The sequence below is a fragment of the Collinsella aerofaciens genome, from assembly GCF_015546965.1.
GTDB lineage: Bacteria > Actinomycetota > Coriobacteriia > Coriobacteriales > Coriobacteriaceae > Collinsella > Collinsella aerofaciens_X.
Map to the genome: position 1 here is coordinate 115,512 of NZ_JADMUF010000007.1, position 19,492 is coordinate 135,003.

Annotated in this window: 14 protein-coding genes; 1 reads left to right on the forward strand and 13 read right to left on the reverse strand. The window is 62.5% G+C overall.

Features of this window, described 5'->3' with window-relative positions:
* Positions 1-57: 57 nt before the first annotated feature.
* From rpoD to I1M21_RS06430, 11 genes are all read right to left on the reverse strand, one after another.
* The gene (gene rpoD, locus I1M21_RS06380) at positions 58-1,398 is read right to left on the reverse strand and encodes an RNA polymerase sigma factor RpoD (protein WP_195192892.1); all 1,341 of its coding nucleotides are present in this window, start codon (positions 1,396-1,398) and stop codon (positions 58-60) included.
* A gap of 110 nt (positions 1,399-1,508) precedes the next feature.
* Positions 1,509-3,638, reverse strand: a complete 2,130-nt coding sequence (dnaG, locus tag I1M21_RS06385; RefSeq protein ID WP_195192893.1) for a DNA primase — start codon at positions 3,636-3,638, stop codon at positions 1,509-1,511.
* Positions 3,631-4,638 (reverse strand): riboflavin biosynthesis protein RibF, encoded by a 1,008-nt coding sequence (gene ribF / locus I1M21_RS06390; RefSeq protein ID WP_229025649.1) that lies wholly within the window; start codon positions 4,636-4,638, stop codon positions 3,631-3,633. The genes dnaG and ribF overlap by 8 nt, the downstream gene beginning before the upstream one ends.
* A complete protein-coding gene (gene truB / locus I1M21_RS06395) occupies positions 4,635-5,567 on the reverse strand; it encodes a tRNA pseudouridine(55) synthase TruB (RefSeq protein ID WP_195192894.1) in 933 nt (310 codons plus the stop codon). The genes ribF and truB overlap by 4 nt, the downstream gene beginning before the upstream one ends.
* A gap of 15 nt (positions 5,568-5,582) precedes the next feature.
* Entirely contained in the window at positions 5,583-6,626 is a 1,044-nt protein-coding gene (locus I1M21_RS06400) for a DHH family phosphoesterase (RefSeq protein ID WP_195192895.1), read from the reverse strand.
* Positions 6,619-7,029, reverse strand: coding sequence for a 30S ribosome-binding factor RbfA (gene rbfA, locus I1M21_RS06405; RefSeq protein WP_117647311.1), 411 nt, complete (start codon positions 7,027-7,029; stop codon positions 6,619-6,621). The genes I1M21_RS06400 and rbfA overlap by 8 nt, the downstream gene beginning before the upstream one ends.
* 11 nt (positions 7,030-7,040) lie before the next feature.
* Positions 7,041-9,755, reverse strand: coding sequence for a translation initiation factor IF-2 (infB, locus tag I1M21_RS06410; protein ID WP_195192896.1), 2,715 nt, complete (start codon positions 9,753-9,755; stop codon positions 7,041-7,043).
* 91 nt (positions 9,756-9,846) lie between these two features.
* The gene (gene nusA, locus I1M21_RS06415; RefSeq protein WP_195192897.1) at positions 9,847-11,094 is read right to left on the reverse strand and encodes a transcription termination factor NusA; all 1,248 of its coding nucleotides are present in this window, start codon (positions 11,092-11,094) and stop codon (positions 9,847-9,849) included.
* 1 nt (position 11,095) lies between these two features.
* On the reverse strand, positions 11,096-11,590 hold the full coding sequence (gene rimP / locus I1M21_RS06420; protein ID WP_117629483.1) for a ribosome maturation factor RimP: 495 nt from the start codon (positions 11,588-11,590) through the stop codon (positions 11,096-11,098).
* A 258-nt stretch (positions 11,591-11,848) separates the two neighbouring features.
* The gene (gene leuS / locus I1M21_RS06425; RefSeq protein ID WP_195192898.1) at positions 11,849-14,425 is read right to left on the reverse strand and encodes a leucine--tRNA ligase; all 2,577 of its coding nucleotides are present in this window, start codon (positions 14,423-14,425) and stop codon (positions 11,849-11,851) included.
* 370 nt (positions 14,426-14,795) lie between these two features.
* Entirely contained in the window at positions 14,796-16,307 is a 1,512-nt protein-coding gene (locus I1M21_RS06430) for an IMP dehydrogenase (protein WP_195192899.1), read from the reverse strand.
* Positions 16,308-16,500: 193 nt separating this feature from the next.
* Here I1M21_RS06430 and I1M21_RS06435 point away from each other — a divergent pair, with 193 nt between their 5' ends.
* The gene (locus I1M21_RS06435; protein ID WP_195192900.1) at positions 16,501-16,845 is read left to right on the forward strand and encodes a winged helix-turn-helix domain-containing protein; all 345 of its coding nucleotides are present in this window, start codon (positions 16,501-16,503) and stop codon (positions 16,843-16,845) included.
* Here I1M21_RS06435 and I1M21_RS06440 read toward each other — a convergent pair.
* Entirely contained in the window at positions 16,835-17,839 is a 1,005-nt protein-coding gene (locus tag I1M21_RS06440) for a PLP-dependent transferase (protein ID WP_195192901.1), read from the reverse strand. The genes I1M21_RS06435 and I1M21_RS06440 overlap by 11 nt on opposite strands.
* Positions 17,840-17,935: 96 nt before the next feature.
* Positions 17,936-19,477: a glycoside hydrolase family 32 protein gene (locus I1M21_RS06445; RefSeq protein WP_195192902.1), complete on the reverse strand. Its 1,542-nt coding sequence runs from the start codon at positions 19,475-19,477 to the stop codon at positions 17,936-17,938.
* Positions 19,478-19,492 lie beyond the last annotated feature (15 nt).

The window sequence follows — 19,492 nt, forward strand, 5'->3', positions numbered from 1 at the left end:
CAACGACTACATGAAAGCGCCCCCAGGCGGATGTGCCTGAGGGCGCCTCTTGCTTGACTAGCTCTCGATATAGTCTTTCAACTTGCTCGAGCGACTCGGGTGGCGGAGCTTGGCCAGGGTCTTGGACTCAATCTGGCGGATACGCTCACGCGTGACGCCAAACTCGCGACCGACTTCCTCGAGCGTGCGGGGATGTCCGTCGACGAGACCAAAGCGCAGCTCGATAACCTTGCGCTCGCGATCGGCAAGCGAATCGAGCACCTGGGTGAGCTGCTCCTGCAGCATGGAGAAGCTGGCGGCATCGGGCGGAACGATAGCCTGGGAGTCCTCGATGAAGTCGCCCAGCTGGGAATCCTCTTCCTCACCGATCGGGGTCTCGAGCGACACGGGCTCCTGCGAAATCTTCTGGATCTCGCGGACGCGGTCGGCGCTCATGTCCATCTCAGCACCGATCTCCTCAGGGGTCGGGTCGCGACCCAGATCCTGGAGGAGCTGGCGCTGCACGCGGACGAGCTTGTTGATGGTCTCGACCATGTGCACGGGAATACGGATGGTACGGGCCTGGTCGGCAATAGCGCGCGTAATGGCCTGGCGGATCCACCACGTGGCGTACGTGGAGAACTTAAAGCCCTTCTGGTAGTCGAACTTCTCGACGGCGCGGATCAGACCGAGGTTGCCATCCTGGATCAGATCCAGGAACAGCATGCCACGGCCGACATAGCGCTTGGCGATGGAGACGACCAGACGCAGGTTTGCGCTGATAAGCGCCTGCTTGGCCTCAAGACCAACATTCTCAATACGCGTAAGTCGACGCATCTCGGAGCGTGTGAGTTCAATCTCGCCTGCATCGGCAGCCTCGAGCTTCTCGGTAGCCTCGAGACCGGCCTCGATCTTCATGGCCAGATCAACCTCTTCAGATGCGGTCAGCAGGTCGACCTTACCGATCTCCTTGAGGTACATACGAACCGGGTCGCCGGTCAGCATCACCGTGGAGGCATCGATGCCGCGCACGCGCGAACGCGAACGGGACGTGCGCACGGTGCGCTTCTTCTTGCTCTTGGAAGAGCCCATCTCGGCATCGGCCTGGCGGGCCATCTTAAGCTCGTGATCGTCAAGCGAGCCGGAATCGTGCTCGTCATCATCGAAATCGTCGGTATCGTTATCGTCATCGTCGACGTCCATCGGGGCATCGTCGTTTCCGCTCGCGGAGATAATCTGGATGCCGCTGTTGCGCAGCGCGGAATACACCGCGTTGAGCTGCTCATCGGAGACATCGATATCCTTCAGGGCGACCTGAATCTCGTCCTCGGTTACCGAAGTCCTGTTTGAGCCGTTGCCCATGAGCTTTGCAACGTAGGATTCCAGCCCAGTACCCGTGCTCTCAGTCTTTTTTGGCACAGATTCTCCCTTCGTAGTCCACAGGACTCAATACTTTAGCACACACGTAGACGTCTATACCCAAAATAAAGACAGGATATAGGCGAGAATACGCTGGTTGACCACAACATCTAGGCCTGATCGGCACCTGCGGTCTCCAAACCGATCAAACGGAACGGGTCGGCCACGCCACCGATCGACTTTTGGAGCTCGCGCTGGCGCTGTGAATCTTGCACCGCCTGCATCGTCAGCACGCGGCGAGCCTCATCGTCGAGTGAACGGTCCTGACGCAACTTGGCCTGCGCGGCTCGCATGCGACGTTTGATGGTGTAGAGCTCGAGCGTATCGAGCATAAAGACGATGTTCGTCTCGGTCGGGTGCTTGCTCGTCGCCGAGATGCGCCCGGCGCTGACAAGGGAGGCCGCCTCGGGACACACCGCCCGCGCCGCATCCATGCATGCCGCAGGATCGGTTCCCGGCGGCGTTGCCAGCACGGCCCACGCAATGGACTCGTGACGCGGGTCGACCCACTCGATAGAACAAATGCGATCGGCATACGTGCGGAACAGATCGGGGTAGCTCGTGAGCATCGTCAGCAGCTCGCGCTCCCCCGCCAGGGATTTCCGCTCCAGATCGGTCAAAACAATCGGCATCGACGGAGCTGCCGCCGCGCTTGAACTATCAGCAACGGACGCAGCGCTTTCCACCCCCGCCGGCACATCGATTGGCGGCAGATCCTCGTCGACCTCAACCGGCGCGGCCCCATAGGCATCAAGCGGAACGTAGTCGTACGGGTCCTCCTCGACCGGTGCGGACACCGGCGGCGTCGCACCCGCAGCCCAGGCACCGCGACCGGCACTGCGCGCACCAGCCGCACCGCCGCCCGAGCCTCGTCCCTGCGAACCGCCCGCGCGCTCAGCTTGCGCGCGTTGACGCTCGTAGCTCTGCTCACGGCGGCGCTCCGCTTCCTCGCGCTTGGCGACATCGCGAAACACACAGCCCGAACTCGCACGCACGGTCTCCAGGTCCAAACCCAACAGGTCGGCAATCTGGATAAAGTACGTGTCGATCATATAGCTGTCGCGCAGCGGATAGATGAGCGTCAGCGCATCCTCGAGCGCTTTGGCGCGACCGCCCGGCGTGGTAATGTCGCTCGACTCCTGTAGCGAGCGATACACAAAATCCATGAGGGGCTCGGCCGCGTCAATGCGCGCCTGCAGTGCCTCGCCGCCATGCGCCGTGATGAACTCCATGGGGTCGTTGCCGTCAGGCAGCACCACGCAGCGCAGGTCCATCGAATCCTGCTCGATAAACTGAATCGCGCGGCGCGCAGCCTTTTGACCGGCGGCGTCGCCATCGAACATATATACAATGCGCTTGGCAAAACGGGTGAGCGTCTTAACGTGATGTTCCGTCAGCGCCGTGCCCAGCGTGGCGACGACATTTTTGATCCCCGCCTCCCAGCAGGCGATGCAATCGGTATAGCCCTCCACCACGATGGCAGTATCCTGAGCAACGATAAACTCCTTGGCCCAGTTAAAGCCATAGAGGTTTCGCTTTTTATGAAACACGCTCGTCTCGGCGGTGTTGAGGTACTTGGGCTGACCATCGCCCATGATGCGCCCGCCAAAGGCGATATTGTGACCCTGTTCATCAAAGATGGGAAACATCACACGGTCGTAAAAGCGGTCTGCGAGCTGGCCGCGCCCACGGCTTACGGCCACGTTGGCGTCGATCATCTCCTGCGGGGTAAAGCCCGCCTGAGACAGGTGCGAAACCAGCGCGTTGCGACCAGGCGCAAAACCCAGGCAGTAGCGTCGGCAGACATCGCCACCCATACCGCGGCTGGCAAAGTACTCGCGCGGACGGCTGTCCTTACCGCGCATAAGCATGGTGTGGTAGAACTGAGCCGTCTCGGCGCACAGGTCATAGATGCGGGCACGCTTGGTGCCGCGATCGCGCTGCGCACCGGTATCGTGCAGTTCAATGCCCGCACGATCAGCCAAATAGCGGATCGACTCGGGAAAACTCAGGTTCTCGCGCTTCATGATATAGGTAAAGACGTCGCCGCCCTCGCCGCAGCCAAAGCAGTGCCACACCTGCGTAGCAGGGATAATGTGAAACGACGGGGTCTTTTCGCCATGGAACGGGCAGCAGCCCCAAAACTCATGGCCGCGGGGTTTGAGCTCAACCGTCTCCTGCACGATGGCAACCAAGTCTGACGCCGCGCGTACCTGATCTTTTTCCTCATCGCTAATCACGGATGCCCACCCCCTGCTCACCCAAGTTATGACGAATATCGTCGATATTACCCTCGACGGTCGCGATAAGCTCGTCCAGGGAATCGAACACGCGAGACGGACGCAGCCAGCGCGTAAACGCCAGCGACACGGAAGCGCCATACAGGTCGCCCGCATAGCCGATCAAGTTGGCCTCGAGGTGCGCCGAGGCGGCATCATCGGCATAGGTCGGCGGCAGGCCGACGTTAACGGCAGCAGGCCATACGGTATCGTCGACCAGCACCAGACCCTCATAGACGCCATCGGCAGGCACTTGGATGCCGTCGGGCACCTGGATGTTTGCCGTGGGAAAGCCCATGTCGGAGCCCTCGTGACGGCCAGCCGCCACAACGCCGCGCAGCATATAGGGACGGCCGAGAAGCTCGGCAGCCAGCTCCACATGACCCTGACCCAGCTCATGGCGGACGCGCGTGGCGCAGACGGTCTGCCCGTTAACGCAGAGCAGGTCGTGACCGTAAACGTCAACCCCACGCTCAGTGCCCCAGGCGCGCATTTCGGCAACGCCCGAAGCACCGCCGCGGCCGAGCCTAAAGTCGCTGCCTACACGAATAGAGCGAATGTCGACAACGCGCGACAACAGCGCCAGAAACCCGACATGGTCGAGTGCCGCCACGGCGGGCGTAAAGGGAACGGCCACCACCGCATCGACCCCGGTTTGAGCCAGGGCATGAAGGCGGTCGGCCGTCGTCATCAATTTTTGAGCGGGCGACGGACTCACCACGACGTCCGGATCGGGATCGAAGGTGACCACGACCGCCTTGCTGCCGCGGTCATGCGCATCGCGAATAACCGCGTCGATCAGCTCTTGGTGCCCACGATGCACGCCATCAAACACGCCAATAGCGATCGACGCGGCACCCAAGAACTCGCACCCATCAAAAGCATCGGCAGAAACGATACGGGCCTCATCCAACTCACCCGCGAAAAAGATACGCGCGAGCTCGTGGGGCGTCAGCATCATCGAACACCGCCGATCGCCTGCGGAAAGACGTGCTCCATCACAAAGCGGCCGCCCTCGATACGAGCAAGCGCCTTCAATCCCCCATCGAGTACGAGCGCGAACGGCGCCTTCGCCGTATCGAAGTCCGCAAGCGCGCGTTCAACGGGAATGCGGCGGCCACAAAGCAGGTCGTCTGCAAGATTACCCGGCAAATCGACTCGCGTGGCACCTAGGGCGGCGATGGGATCCAGAGCGAAACCGGCAGCGGTCTCGGCAGAGAGCTCCTCTACCGCATGACAGGCGCCAATGGAAACCACGCCGGAGGCCGTACGGCGCAGCGCGGAAATATGTGCAGCACTATCGCAGGCACGACCCAGATCGCGAGCGAGCGCGCGAATGTAGGTGCCTTTGCTTACCGAAAACGCCACGGTCCAGACGCACGTATCGCCCTCGCCGCCCACGGCGATCAAGTCGGCGGCATAGACCTCGACGGGGCGCGGGGGCAACTCAACCACATTGCCCTCGCGAGCACTCTTATAGGCGCGAACGCCATTGACCGAGATGGCCGAAAACGCTGGCGGCACCTGCATCTGCGGGCCAAGCATAGCGGCGAGCTGCTCACGGGCGTAAGCGAGATCGCGCAGCTCGGGGGCAACGGGCACCGTGCGGACGGCCTCGCCCTCCGCGTCATCGGTATTGGTCTCGACGCCAAACGAAATGTCGGCGACATAACTTTTGGTATCGAGGGTTAGCATGCCCAGCAGACGGGTCGCCTGGCCCACGCCCACCACCATGACACCCGAGGCCATGGGGTCGAGCGTACCGGCATGGCCGACGCGTCGCTCATGAAGGGCGCGTCGGCACTGCGATACCACGTCGTGGGACGTACAGCCCACCGGCTTATCGACGGCGAGCAGCATATTCAATTGAGAAGGCGTACGACGAGCCATGTACCATCCAAAATGTTAGAGCTCGACGGTCACCGAAGCGGGATCCTCCCCTACCAGCTCGGCCAGCATGGGAAGTGCCACGGCGAGCGTCTCGCGAATCGTTCCGTTGTTGGAAAAGCCGGCGGCGGCATGATGCCCGCCACCGCCAAAGTTGGCAGCGATCTCGGACACATCGAGGTCGCCCTTGGAACGCAGGTTGCCGCGCACCTTGGTATCGCCCTCAATGCCCTTCAGGAACAGGCAGACCTCCACACCCATCACCGAGCGCACCACATCGACCAGGCCGTCGCACTCGTCCGAAGTGACGCCGCAGGCCTCGAGGTCGCTCTGGTACGCATAGCTATATGCCACGCGACCGTGCGCCACCGTCTTGATGCGGCCCATAACGATGGACTTGAGATGCAAGAACTCAACACGCATGCTCTGGTAGACCTCGAGCGCAACGCGCGCGGGATCGGCACCGTGCGCGACCAGGCGCGAGGCAGCATGGAACGCAGCGGCATCGGCGTTTTGGTACTGAAAACGACCGGTATCGGTCACCAGGCCGCACAGCAGGCAGGTCGCAACGCCATCGCGAGCCACAATGCCGCAATTGTCCAAAAAGCGGTCGATGATCATGGCGCAGGCCGCGGCGCCGACGCACCTCAGGCTCAGCTCGGCAAATTCCTCACGCGCCGGATGATGATCGAAGCACACCACATGCGACGAGCGGCGGAGTACCTCGGCTGAGTTGTTCAGACGCTCGACGACCGGCACGTCCACCGAGATGAACAGGTCCGGATTGCCGGTATACGCAGATGCCGGCACCAGACGGTCGGCGCCCTCCATAAAGCGGTAAATGCGCGGAACCGGGTCATCGTCTGCCAGCAGCAGGGCAATGTCCTTGTTGGGAAAAAACTTCATAAGCGAGAGGCCCAGACCCAGCACGGAGCCCAGGGCATCACCATCGGGAGACGTATGTCCCGAAATCGCAATGGAGGACGCATCCTCGATGAGCTCGAGGATGCGTCGCTGAATATCTGCAGACTCGCACGATGCGAGGTCGGCGGAATTACTCATCTAAAGCTGCCTCCTGGGCGGCATCCGCTATGGGATAGCCGTCCTCGTCCTTTTCGATCGCAAGCGTGGCGGGAACGTTTTCCAGCGCACGCGTGATGCGCTCGGCCTCATCGGTCGAGCGATCGATGCGAAAATCGAGCTCGGGCGTGACGCGCCAATCGAGCGAGCGGGCCAACAGGCTACGGATGCGGCCCTTGGCGCTGGCGAGCGCCTCCATGACCTCGTCGTAGCGGCTCGCGTCGCACGACACGTACACGCGCGCGAACGAGCGGTCCACCGCGACCTCGACCGCGGTCAGGGTGACCAGGTCGAGACGCGGATCGGAAACCTCAAAGAGCAGGATATAACCGAGCTTCTCGCGAAGCTGCTCGCCCAAACGGCGGGTTGCCTGCGTTTGCTTCATAGCGCTACCCCCTACTCGGTACGGGCAACCTGGTCGATACGGTAGCCCTCGATGGTGTCGCCAGGCTTGATGTCCTGGAAGTTCTCCAGGCCAATACCGCCCTCGGAGCCGCTCTTGAGGCTCTTGGCCTCGTCCTTGTAGTGGCGCATCGAGGCGATTTTACCGTTGAAGACCACGATGCCGTCGCGCACCAGGCGCACAGAATCGGTCGCGGCGATCTCGCCCTCTTCGACGCGGACACCGGCGGCGATACCGACCTTGGGCACCTTGAAGGTATCCAGGACGGTCGCGGAACCCGTGGAGACCTCGACCTCGGTGGGCTTGAGCATACCGATGCGGGCAGCGTCGAGGTCCTCGAGGCACTTGTAGATGACGTCGTAGCAACGGATCTCGACGCCCTCGCGCTCGGCGGCGGAGCGGGCCTTGCCGTCGGGACGGACGCCAAAGCCGATGATGATGGCGTTGGAGGCGTCGGCCAGGACGACGTCGGTCTCGTTGATGGCACCAACGGCTGAATGGATCGTGTTGATGCGCACCTCGGACTGATCCATCTTGTCGAGGGAGTCCTGAAGGGCCTCGATGGAACCCTGGACGTCGGCCTTGATGATCAGGTTGAGCTCCTTGACCTCGGCGTCGGCGATGGTCTCGAAGAGGTTCTCGAGCGTCACGTGCTTCACGCGGCTCTGCTCCTCGATACGGGCCTTGAGCGAACGCTCGTCAGCCAGCGCACGTGCCTCGCGCTCGTCCTCGAACACGCGGAACTCATCGCCGGCGTTGGGGACGGACTGCAGGCCCAGGATCTCGACGGCGTCGGAGGGACCGGCCTCGGTGACGGCGTTGCCCTTGGGGTCGAGCATGGCGCGGACGCGGCCATAGGTGAGGCCGGCGACCAGCGTGTCGCCCACGCGCAGGGTGCCGCGGGTCACGAGCACGGTGGCAACCGAGCCACGGCCCTTGTCGAGCTTAGCCTCGAGGACGTTGCCCGATGCGAACGTATCGGGGTTGGCCTTAAGCTCGAGCACGTCGGCCTGGAGCAGCACCGTCTCGAGCAGGTCGTCGATACCGATCTTCTGCTTGGCCGAGATGTTGACGAACATGTTCTGTCCGCCCCACTCCTCGGGGATGATGCCGTACTCGGTGAGCTCCTGGCGCACGCGGTCGGGGTTGGCGCCCGGCTTATCGATCTTGTTGACAGCGACGACGATGGGAACGCCGGCGGCCTTGGCGTGGTTGATCGACTCGATGGTCTGGGGCATGACGCCGTCATCGGCGGCCACGATCAGGATGACGATATCGGTCACCTTGGCGCCGCGGGCACGCATGGCCGTAAAGGTGGCGTGACCAGGAGTATCGATGAAGGTGATCTTGCGGTCGTTGATCATGACCTGCGAAGCGCCGATGGCCTGGGTAATGCCGCCCGCCTCGCCGGCAGCGACGCCGGTGTGACGGATGGCGTCGAGCAGGCTCGTCTTGCCGTGGTCGACGTGACCCATGACGGTGACGACCGGGGCACGCGGCTTAAGGTCGGCGGGATCGTCGTAGAACGAGAAGGTGTTCTCCTCCTCGGGGGTAATGATCTTGATCTGGCGACCCAGGTCGTCGGCAACGAGCTCGACGAGGTCGTCGGACATGGACTGCGTCATGGTAAGCGGCGTGCCCAGCAGGAACAGGCGCTTGATGATGTCGTTGGCCGGAACGTCGAGCGCCTCGGCGAGCTCCTGGACGGTAACGCCCTGGGAGACCTTGATGGCGTCGAGGTCCTCGGGGTTCACGCCCTGGGCCAGCGCCTCCTCAATCTTGCGCTCTTCCTGAGCCTTTGCGGCCTCGCGCTCGCGCTTCTCCTTGCGCTTTTTGCGGCGACCAGTGGACTCGCGAGAGGCCTCCTCGACGGCGGCACGAGCCTCCTCAAGCACCTTCTCGCGGCTGTACTCCTCGGCCTCGCGAGCCATGCGGCTGTAGTGGTCCTCTTCGTTGTTGTGACCGCCCTTGCGCTTCTTGCCCTTGCCCTGCTTATCGGGGTTGGGGAAGTCCATGCCGGCAGCAACGTTGTTGCTGGCGTTGGTGCGATGGCTGTGGGGGCGGTTCTCGGAGGCGTTGCGCTCGGTGTTGTTGTCGGAGGCGTTGCGATCGTTACGACGGCCACCACGACGGTCGTTGTTGCCGCCACGACGGTTGCCGCGCTCGGAAGCGCGCTCGGCTTTGGCCTTCTCCTCGGCGTCCTTCTTCTCCTTGAGCACGGTCTCCTGTGCGGCGATCTGGTCGAGCAGCGAACGGAAGCGCGAACCGGAGTCGGAAGCGGGAACGGCGCGGCGCTGGGCTTCGCGGGCAGCCTCCTCCTTCTCGCGGGCAAGGCGCTCCTGCTCAGCCTTCTTCTTGGCCTCGGCCTCGGCGCGGGCGGCCTCCTCGGCAGCCTGGGCGGCGGCGAACTGGCGGCGCTCCTCCTCGCGTGCCTTCTCGGCGGCGATGCGCTCGCGCTCTGCCTCGGCAGCGCGTGCTGCCTCCTCGGCGGCAGCGGCCTGCTCCTCGGCCTGCTTGGCGGCCTCGACTTCCTTGGCGCGGGCCTCGATCACCGAGGCGAGCTGCTTGCGGACCATGGCGACGTAGGCGTCCTCCAGGGCGGAGGAAGCGGACTTAGCGGGAATCTTCATTTCGGCGAGATGACCCATCAGTTCCTTGGAGGTCATGCCGAACTCTTTGGCCAGGGTGGACACACGGACTTTTGCCATATGACTTCACCTACCCTTTCTGGCACCTTGGGTGCCTAGAGACTGAACGAGCGTGGGAGATGCGCCGGGACCCGCCCGGCGCGACCGCGCGCTAGATCAGGTCCTCCGCATCATCGAAGGCATCGGTGTCGTGGACACCGCAGAAACGGGAGCCCGGACGGGCCTGGTTGCGGCACTGGACGCCGTCCTCGGACACGTACTCGCAGCGACGGACGTCGTCGTCCTCCTCGTCACCGATCAGGTCGGCGGCGGGCTCCTCGTGAACGGGGACGTTCTTGAGGATGTCGGCGGCAAGGGTCTCGGACTTAATGTCGATGTGCCAGCCGGTCAGGCGCGCGGCGAGACGGGCGTTCTGGCCCTCCTTGCCGATAGCGAGGGACAGCTGGTCGTCGGGCACGATAACGCCGGCGTAGGCCTTCTCCTCGTCGATAAGGACGCGAGTGACCTTGGCGGGCGACAGGGCGTTGGCGACATAGACGGCCGGATCGGCATCCCACAGGATGACGTCGACGCGCTCGCCACGGAGCTCGCCCACGACGGCGCGAACACGGCTGCCCTTGGGGCCGACGCAGGCGCCAACCGGATCCAGGCGATCGTCGAGCGAGTGGACGGCGACCTTGGAGCGCTGACCGGGCTCGCGGGCGATCGACTTGATCTGGACGGTGCCCTCATAGATCTCGGGCACCTCCTGCTCAAACAGACGACGCATGAGCTCGGGGTGGGTACGGGAGATGACAATCGGCGGACGGCTGTGCTCGCCACGGACCGGCTGCAGGTTGGAGTTGGGGTCGCGAACGTCGATGATCACGGCCTTGATGTGCTGGTTGTGCAGGTAGCGCTCGCCCATCGGACGCTCGTTGCGCTCGTTCTCGTAACGGCGCTGGTCGAAGTGCGGAAGCTCGGCCTCGACGCCCTCGCGAATCTTGACGATCGTGAAGTCGGGAGTGGACTGCAGCACGGTACCGCTGATGAGGTCACCGATGCGGCCGGAGAACTCCTCGTAGATCTGCTCGCGGGCGGAGTTGCGCACGATGGCATTGATCTCGGCCTTGGCGTGCTGGGCGGCGATGCGGCTCGTGTTCTTGGGAGTGACGTCGATCTCCTCGAACTCGGTGAAGTTGCCCTCCTCGTCCATGGAATCGTCGATCGGCTCCAGGCGGTAGACGTAGATCTTGCCGGTGGTGCGGTCGATGGTCACCTTGGCGCCCCACTCAAGATGCAGGATCTCGGCATAGCTCTTGGCGAGCGACTGCTCCAGGCGGTCGATCAGGTAGAGCTGGTCGATGTGCTTCTCCTGGCAAAGCTCCATCAGGGCGGACATCATGTCGGATGCTGCCATCTTACTTTCCTTCCTTCGCGGGCTTGAAGTCGTAGGTGGGCTTCAACTTGCACTTTTTAACATCAGAGAAATCGAGGGTAACGGACTCGCCGTCCTCGAGCTCGAGGGTCACGTCGGTCTCGGTCGCAGCGGCAATCTTGCCGGCGTACTTGCGACGGCCCTCGGTGGCGGTAGAGGTGAGCTCGCAGTTCTCGCCCACAAAACGGGCAAAGTCGCACGGGCGGCGCAGCGGGCGCGCCATGCCCGGGCTCGACACCTCGAGCGTATAGCTCGAAGAGATGGGGTCGAGCTCCTCAATTACATCGCCGACCCACTTGGTGTTGGCCGTGACGTCGTTGAGCGACAGGCTCTGACCCTCGGCACCCTCGATACGCACGCGCACGCAGGGGGCCTTGGTGGCACCCACGAGCTCAACATCGACGATGTCGACATCGTGCTGGGGGGCGACGGCCTCGAGCGCGTCGATGATCGCCTGCTCGGTCTTGGTCTTGACCATTGCGGCACCTCCATCCATACAAAAAAGAAGCGGGGCCGAAACCCCACTTCTTTCAATTACAACTTCATTTGCAAGCAAACTATACCAATACCTGCACAAACGTGCAACCACAACGCAAACCCGCAGGTCAGCGTGAGCACAGGTTCTCCACAAGAATAGAACAATTAACCGCAGGTATCAGGACAGGTGCATGAAAAACGAGGGGCGACCCAGCCGGATCGCCCCTCGCCTATAGCACGTCAACTATGCGCGCAGCGCTTACTTGACCACCAGGTTAACCAGCTTGCCAGGCACGCAGATGGCCTTGACGACCGTCTTGCCCTCAAGCCACTTGGCAACGGCTTCCTCAGCGGCAGCCTGCATCTCCTCGTTGGAGGCGTCGCGGGCGACGTCGATGCGACCACGGACCTTGCCGAGTACCTGAACGACGATCTGCACCGTGTCCTCGATGGACTCAGACAGGTCGAACTCGGGCCAGGCGGCGGTGTACGCGTTGCCCTCGCAGCCGAGTGCCTCGTGCCACAGCTCGTCGGCCCAGAACGGGCAGATGGGGGCAAGGACGCTCACGATATCCTTAGCCACGCCGTAGCACAGGGCCTTGTCGCGGTCAGCGCCCTCAGTAGCGTTGAGGTAGGCGCTCGCGGCGTTGACGAGCTCCATGACGGCCGAGATCGCGGTGTTGAACTGGCCGCGGTCGAAGTCCTCGGTGCACTTGGCGATGGTGCGATGACGCTCGCGATAAAACTTCATCGCGGTCTCGTCGAGCGCGGACTTGTCAAAGGCCACATTGGTGTCGCCGGACTGGACGAGCTGCCACACGATACGCCAGGCGCGCTTAATGAAGCGGTTAGCGCCCTCGACGGCCTTGGGATCCCAGTCGAAGTCCTTCTCGGGCGGGGCGATAAACAGGATCGCCAGACGCATGGTGTCGGCGCCGTAGGGCTCGATGACCGAGCTCGGGGGCACGACGTTGCCCTTGGACTTGGACATGGTGTCGCCGTTCTCGTCCTTGACCATGCCCTGGCACAGCAGGTTGGTGAAGGGCTCGTCAACGCTCAGCAGGCCCAGGTCGCGCAGCGCCTTGGTAAAGAAGCGGCTGTAGAGCAGGTGCAGAATGGCGTGCTCAATGCCACCGATATAGTTATCGACGGGCATCCAACGGTCTGCCGCCTCGCGGGAGAAGGGCAGCTCGGTGTTGTGCGGGTCGGTATAGCGCAGGTAATACCAGCTAGAGCAGGTGAAGGTGTCCATGGTATCGGTCTCGCGCTTAGCCGGGCGACCGCACACCGGGCAGGTGGTCTCGTAGAACTCCTTGCACTCGGCGAGGGTCTCGCCGGCACCCAGGTCCAGGTTCTCGGGCAGCGTCACCGGCAGCTGGTCCTCGGGCACGGGCACGATGCCGCAGTGCTCGCAGTGGATGGCCGGGATGGGGTTGCCCCAGTAGCGCTGGCGGCTGATGAGCCAGTCGCGCAGACGGAACTCGACCTTGCGACGGCCGCAGCCCATGGCCTCAAGATCGGCCACGATCGCAGCCTCGCCCTCGGAGTGCTTGCCGCCGCGCATGCCGGTGTACTTGCCGGACTGGACGAGCGTGCCCTCGGCAGCGTGGGCGCAATCCCAGTCGACGGTCTCGGCATGGAAGGTATCAATGGTCTCGCCGCTGGCCTCGACGGCAGCGCGGTCCTCATCGTCCAGGATAATCGGCACAATAGGCAGGTCGTACTTGCGAGCGAACTCAAAGTCGCGCTGGTCGCCGCAGGGGACGGCCATGACGGCGCCGGTGCCGTAGTCGGCAACGACATAGTCGGCAACCCACACGGGGACCTTCTCGCCGTTGACGGGATTCACCACGTAGCGGCCGGTAAAGGCACCATGCTTCTCGAGGGTGCCCTGGGCACGCTCGACGGCAGAGATGTGCTTGGAGTCCTCGACGATCTTGGTGACGGCCTCCTCGTACTCCGTGCCCTCGACGAGCTCGTGCAGGCGCGCGTACTCGGGAGCCAGGACAAAGAAGGAGACACCGAAGAGCGTGTCGGCTCGTGTGGTGAAGACGGTGATCTTACCCTCGTCGCCCTCGATGGGCTCGCCATCCTTGTCGCACAGGGTAAAGTCGACCTCGGCGCCCTCGGAGCGACCGATCCAGTTGGCCTGCATCTGCTTAACGCGCTCGGGCCAGCCGGGTAGCTTCTCCAAATCGTCGAGCAGCTCCTGGGAGTACTCGGTAATCTTGAAGTACCACTGCTCCAGGTCGCGCTTCTCGGGCTCAGTGCCGCAGCGCCAGCACTTACCCTCGGTGACCTGCTCGTTGGCCAGAACGGTCTTGCAGTTGGGGCACCAGTTGACCGGGTTCTTCTTGCGGTAGACCAGGCCCTTTTCCCACAGCTTCTCAAAGATCCACTGACCCCAGCGGTAATAGTCGGGGCTGCAGGTCTTGACCATGCGATCCAGATCGTAGGAGAAGCCCATGCGCTTCATCGTGGCGAGCGCCTGATCCATGTTCTTATACGTCCAGGCGGCAGCCTGCGTGTTGTGCTTGATGGCGGCGTTCTCGGCAGGCAGGCCAAAGGCATCAAAGCCGATGGGGTGCAGCACGTCGTAGCCGCGCATGCGGGCCTGACGGGCCATGGCATCGCCGATGGTATAGTTGCGCGCGTGGCCCATGTGCAGGTCGCCCGACGGATACGGGAACATCTCGAGCACGTACTTCTTGGGCTTGCTGTCGTCGGTGTCGACGGCAAAGAGGTTGGAGTCCTCCCAGGCCTTCATCCACCTAGACTCAATGGCCTGCGCGTCGTATGCAGGAATCTCGTCCTTATGATCTGTGCAATCGCACATATCAGCTCCTTTAATCTTAGCTGGGGTCGGTCGGCTTGGCTTTATTCGCTACTGCGGACAGTCCTGCGCAAGACGAAGAGCACATTAAGTGCTCTTCTTTGCGTGCGGAACTTGTAGCGAACAAAGCCAAGCCGACCGACCCTAAGGTTAACTTGACTGATGATAGCAAATACAACAAGCGAGATGCCTGCGACTTGCAGGCATCTCGCTTTATCTAAATAACGTGGTTGTGAATCAACCGCTATTTGTTAATCGTCCTAGCATGGACGGGTTTTCCAAGTGCCGCAGATTGCCGTGAAAGAGGAGCGACGCGTACTTTGGTACGCGAGCGACGGTTTGAACGGTAAGGTGCGGTGCTTGGGAAAGCCGCTTATCGATAGGAAACGCTCTGCTGCGAATCCTTGACGACAACGTCGTGGGCGCCGCCTTCGACGATTGAGGTGGAGCTCACCAGGGTCAGGCGTGCCTTTTCCTGGAGCTCGGGGATCGAGAGGGCACCGCAGTTGCACATCGTGGACTTGACCTTGTAAAGCGTGCCGCCCACGCCGTCCTTGAGGGAGCCGGCGTACGGGACGTAGGAGTCAACGCCCTCGACGAAGCTGAGCTTCGCGGCGCCGCCCAGGTCGTAGCGCTGCCAGTTGCGGGCACGCGCAGAACCCTCGCCCCAGTACTCCTTCATGTACTGGCCGTTGACGTTGACGCGCTCGGTCGGGCTCTCGTCAAAGCGGGCGAAGTAACGGCCCAGCATCATAAAGTCGGCACCCATGGCAAGGGCGAGCGTCATGTGGTAGTCGTAGACGATGCCGCCGTCGGAGCACACAGGCACGTAGACGCCGGTCTCCTCGTAGTACTCGTCGCGAGCGCGGCAGACGTCGATCAGCGCGGTGGCCTGGCCACGCCCGATACCCTTGGTCTCGCGGGTAATGCAGATGGAACCGCCGCCGATACCGACCTTGATGAAGTCGGCACCGCAGTCTGCCAGGAAGCGGAAGCCCTCGGCGTCGACGACGTTACCGGCACCGACTTTGACGTCCTCGCCGTAGTTGGCGCGAATCCACTCGATGGTGCGCTTCTGCCACTCGCTGAAGCCCTCGGAGGAGTCGATGCACAGGACATCGGCGCCGGCCTCGATGAGCAGCGGCACGCGCTCGGCATAGTCGCGGGTGTTGATACCGGCGCCGACCATGTAGCGCTTGTCGCCGTCGAGCAGCTCGTTGGGGTTGGTCTTGTGGCTGTCGTAGTCCTTGCGGAAGACGATGCCCATGAGGTGATCGTTGTCGTCGACGATCGGCAGGGCGTTGAGCTTGTTGTCCCAGATGACGTCGTTGGCAACCTTGAGGCTGATGTTCTTGTCGCCCACGATGAGCTGCTCACGCGGGGTCATGAACTCGGAGACCTTCTTCTGGTGGTCATCGCGACTGGGGCGATAGTCACGGCTGGTGACGATGCCCAGGAGCTTGCCCTTGGGGGTGCCGTCGTCGGTAACCGGCATAGTGGAGTGACCAGTCTTCTCCTTGAGCTCGATGACCTGCTCCATGGTCATGTCGGGGGTCAGCGTGGAATCGGACTGAACGAAGCCGGCCTTGTGATCCTTGACGGCCTTGACCATAGCGGCCTCGGACTCGGCGCTCTGGGAACCGTAAATGAAGGACAGGCCACCCTCGGTAGCGAGCGCGACACCCATGTCGACGCCCGAGACGGACTGCATGATGGCGGAAACCATGGGGATGTTCAGGGTGATTGCCGGCTTCTCACCGCGCTTAAAGCGGGTTAGCGGCGTCTTGAGAGAGACGTTGTTGGGGATGCACTGCGAGGACGAGTAACCAGGGACCAGCAGATACTCCGAAAACGTGTGGGACTCACCGGGAAAGAACGTAGCCATGTTTCTCCTTTTTCCATGCGACCGGTCGGCTGCAGGCCTCGTAGGACCCAGCCCAACCTTGGGCGCCCAATACTGGGGAAGTATCTTAACGCACTTTGACTGCTACAATGCATGATTTAAGAAGAGCACACGAGGGTTTGACGCAGGCTTTGCGTTTGCCCAGCAAACACTTTAGCGGGAAGACGTGGAGCGTATGAAGTACAAGACGACGGCAAAGTTGGTCATTCAAGCGTGCGACAAGGATTTGCCGGGCGTGTTCGGCCACGGCTGCGTCTTGCTGCTGCAGGGTATTGCCCGCGAGCACTCGCTCAACCGCGCCGCCAAGAGCATGGGCATGGCGTATTCCAAGGCCTGGCGCATCGTGAATGAGGCCGAAGGTCAGCTGGGCTGCAAACTCATCGAGCGAGACGGCGCCCGCGGATCATCGCTCACCCAAGCCGGCGAGCGAGCCATCGAAGTCTACGAATCCCTCCAGGCCGACATCAACAACATCATCGCCACCAAAGCCGACGCCCTCATCGCCAGCATCAAAAAGTAGCTAATTTGCGGAGGGCGTTGTCTAGGGTGGACGCTACTACCAGAGGATTGTCGGTGCCGGCGAAGAGGCGGATGGTGCTCCCCTGCTTGCCACGTGGAGCCGAAAGGCGCGTTGTTGCGCCGCCAGCGGGCGATGTACGAAACTCCCCCGGCAAAGCATCGAACAGCTCGCCCGCGCTACGCTCGATAAGGTCAAATTCAACTGCCGGGCCAAAGCCGTGCTCGAGGATTCCCGTTGCAACCGCATGGTCGGGATGCGAGCTCAGCCCAGGATAGCGCACGTTGCGCACCATCTCGTTGGCGGCCAGATACTCTGCCAGCGCACGGGCACGGTCGAAGTGTGCCTGCATGCGGACATCGAGCGAGTCCAGTCCCCGCTCCAGCACAGCGGCCTCGCCAGCAGGCAAATTAAGCTTAGCCAAGCCGCAGCCCTCAAGCAGGGCATGTGCGCACTCGGCAGCAGCATCCACACGATGGCGCTTGAGCTGCGAGCGCGCCACCGAAGCAGCAACGAGCTTGCGTGGAGCCTTACCGGCACACACGCGGTCGAGCGCCTCGAGCGACAGCACGGCACCCAGCCGCAGCGGATCGCAGCCAAAAGCCGACGCCACGGTGTTGTCAACAACCAGCAGCGCATGGGCCTCACGCGCCGCCCGACCCAGCGCACGCAGATCGGGCACACGCAGACCAAACCCGCCGATGGAGTTAACGAACCACCACAGGTGCGGCCCCTCGGCATCAAACGAAGCATCAAAGCCCTCGGACGCAGCGGCAAACGCCTCGGCGGACGGCGAGCCCACCAGCGCGACATCGCAGCAATCAAAGCCGCTCGCAAACGCATCGACAAAGTCATCCGCAAAGGCCACCAGGCGGTCGCAGGGACGCACAATCAGCAGCTGCGACAGCCCTGCCGGCACATGCGGGGCCGCAAGCAACTGCGCCTCACGCGCGCCGGTCCTCAAAGCCCAAGCCTCTTCTAGCTGCTGTACATCCACAAGGCACCGCCCCTTCATAAGCAAAAACCCACGATGCGGGTGTTCCCCGCATCGTGGGCAACGGCTGCAGTATAGCGCCGATATGCGACGAATCGCCTAGATGTTGAGCGCGTGATAGGTCACGTTCGCACCCGGAGTGTCAACGGTCACGCCATAGGCCTCGGGATAGATGCGCGTCGAAAACACGAGCGCGCCATCGTTCACAAACACCTCGACCGACGAGACATCGCCAACAATGCGCACGTTGCGCACCTCGTCGACGGGCTCCCAGCGCACAGTACGACCACAGCCGGCAGAAGCGCGCCCCTCATCGGTAAATCGTATCTCAAAGCGCGCGGGCAGCTCGCCATTGGCGGGCACAAACGCCAGCTTCAGCTCGCCATCAATGGTTGCGGTAAACGCGCCGTCGACACCATCAACAACAACGTCAAAACAGATATCGCCGGCGACCTCCAACGAGCCCTCCCCCACGCGCACCGAGGCATAATGGTGCTCGATCTCGCGAGCCGGCTGCTGCAGCACCACGCCGTCGGCACCGGCTGCAAGCTCACGCGGCACCGTCATGCAGTGCTGCCAGCCGCACGCCACGGTAGGCGCGTTGCCATAGGTCGGCTCATCGGGCATGCCCATCCAGCCGATTAGAATATGGCGACCGTCCTCGGCCGTGAACTCCTGCGGAGCATAGAAGTCAAAACCAGCGTCCCACAGGCGGAACTCGCCAAGCTCATAAGCGTCATTGCCGCCCGTAATGTCGCCCGTTACAGGCATGTAGCCCGCTGCATACACATTGCCGCGGTCCCAACGACCGCCCTCGAGCCCCTGGGGCGAGAAGGACAACCACTTCGCCGGCACACCGCCATCCACCTCAAGCTCCAGATACCCCGGGCACTCCCACATAAAGCCAAAACGCTCGGGCGTAGACACACGGCTTTCGAGCTCCCAGCTCAGCATATCGGCCGAGCCATACACCAGGATCTCACCCACGTCGCGCCCGGCACCCTCGCCGTGCATCGCACAAAAACGGCTCTCGACATGCGGCCCATCCACGCGACGACGAGCACCCAGCACTATGTGATAACGCCCGTCCGCGTCACGCCATACCTTGGGATCGCGCACATGGCAGGTCAAATCCTCGGGATAATCCTCGGAAGCCAGCACCACACGCTTTTGGCTGAACTCCCGACCGGCAAGGCCATCAACGCTCTCGACATAGACGGTATCAGCGCGGCGTCCGGTATTGACGTAGTCGTACGTACCGTCCGCATCGGAAAGCTTAACGTTGCCTGTGTACAGTACGCGTATGTGGCCGTCCTCGGCAAGCGCGGAGCCCGAATACACACCGTGACAATCGAACGGCTCGTCGGGCAGCAGCGGAGCGCCAACGTAGTCCCACGTCATAAGGTCGCGGCTCGTCGCATGGCCCCAGGCCTTAACGCCGCCCTCGACATCAAACGGCGCATACTGAAAATAGGCATGGAACACGCCACCCGCCTGGCAAAGACCGTTGGGGTCGTTGAGCCAACCCGCCGGCGGCATAATGTGGAAGCGCTGGCCATACGCGCCATGACCGCACTCAGAGGCGGCGGCGTCAACAGCGGCGACCAGCTTTGCAAGGTCGCGACCAAGTGCATTAGACATATCAAAGTCCTAACG